Source organism: Gilliamella sp. wkB171 (assembly GCF_001693755.1).
Taxonomy (GTDB): domain Bacteria; phylum Pseudomonadota; class Gammaproteobacteria; order Enterobacterales; family Orbaceae; genus Gilliamella; species Gilliamella apicola_F.
The window spans coordinates 1-1,463 of record NZ_LYST01000016.1; the positions used below are offsets into that span (position 1 = coordinate 1).

Below are 1,463 nucleotides of genomic sequence, written 5' to 3' on the forward strand. Positions count from 1 at the left end.
CAAGCTTTTTCAAATTCAGTGGTAGGTTCTTTTTTTCCTTTACAGACAGCAACAAATGACTTTTCTTCAGCTGTAACAGGCTTTCTAATTTCTGTATCTAAATCTTTAAAAGCATAGCCATGCTTTTCTAAAATTTGAGCCTCTTTAATTGTAAAATCTCCATGGCGAGAAAATCCTCTAGGATAATTTTTATTATCAAAAAAACGTTGTTGACTTATAAAACTTTCAGCCATCTTATATCCTCTAAGTTGTAAAAGTAGTTGGGCGGGAATTATAATTAACTAAGTTAATCTGTAAACAAAATTTTTTTATTTATACTTGTAAAAACGACTGAACGGCTAAAATTAAGGCAAAACAATTATTTTGGCAGGGGCGGAGAGTCTCGAACTCCCAACACCCGGTTTTGGAGACCGGTGCTCTACCAATTGAACTACGCCCCTAAATAAGGTGGCGGAACGGACGGGGCTCGAACCCGCGACCCCCTGCGTGACAGGCAGGTATTCTAACCAACTGAACTACCGCTCCACCGTATTTGGTGTGTCTATATAAAGCTAAAATTTAAAAGTCTGGCGGCACCCTACTCTCACATGGGTAATACCCACACTACCATCGGCACTACGGCGTTTCACTTCTGAGTTCGGCATGGGGTCAGGTGGGACCACCGCGCTATTACCGCCAGACATATCCTGTCTTCTCTTTCTCTCAACTGATGCACATTATCGCATGTCTGCATCAATCGCTCAATCCGGAACAAACTGTTTTATTAATCTTTAACCATCTTTCGATGACTTCTTACTCTCAACTTCGCGTATCCAAAACAACTCCGAGTTGTAAGGTTAAGACTCTCGGTTCATTAGTATCAGTTAGCTCAATGTATCACTACACTTACACACCTGACCTATCTACGTCTTAGTCTCAAACGGACCTTACTGATTCTCATCAGGGAAAACTCATCTCGAGGCTAGTTTCGTGCTTAGATGCTTTCAGCACTTATCTATTCCGCACGTAGCTACCGGGCAATGCAATTGGCATCACAACCCGAACACCAGCGGTGCGTTCACTTCGGTCCTCTCGTACTAGAAGCAAACCCTCTCAATTTTCCTACGCCCATGGCAGATAGGGACCGAACTGTCTCACGACGTTCTAAACCCAGCTCGCGTACCACTTTAAACGGCGAACAGCCGTACCCTTGGGACCTACTTCAGCCCCAGGATGTGATGAGCCGACATCGAGGTGCCAAACACCGCCGTCGATATGAACTCTTGGGCGGTATCAGCCTGTTATCCCCGGAGTACCTTTTATCCGTTGAGCGATGGCCCTTCCATTCAGAACCACCGGATCACTATGACCTACTTTCGTACCTGCTCGAGCCGTCACTCTCGCAGTCAAGCTAGCTTTTGCCATTGCACTAACCTCCTGATGTCCGACCAGGATTAGCTAACCTTCGTGCTCCTCCGTTACTC

Annotated in this window: 1 protein-coding gene, 2 tRNA genes and 2 rRNA genes; all 5 read right to left on the reverse strand. The window is 45.2% G+C overall.

The features are described from left to right. The coding region (locus A9G03_RS01390) for a DUF413 domain-containing protein (RefSeq protein WP_065798223.1) at window positions 1-233 on the reverse strand (233 nt) is incomplete at its 3' end. Window positions 234-364: 131 nt separating this feature from the next. Beyond that, window positions 365-440, reverse strand: a tRNA-Trp gene (locus A9G03_RS01395). Window positions 441-448: 8 nt separating this feature from the next. Continuing rightward, window positions 449-525, reverse strand: a tRNA-Asp gene (locus A9G03_RS01400). Between the two features lie 39 nt (window positions 526-564). Continuing rightward, window positions 565-680, reverse strand: a 5S ribosomal RNA gene (gene rrf, locus A9G03_RS01405). A 152-nt stretch (window positions 681-832) separates the two neighbouring features. Further along, a 23S ribosomal RNA gene (locus A9G03_RS01410) occupies window positions 833-1,463 on the reverse strand; the annotation flags it as partial.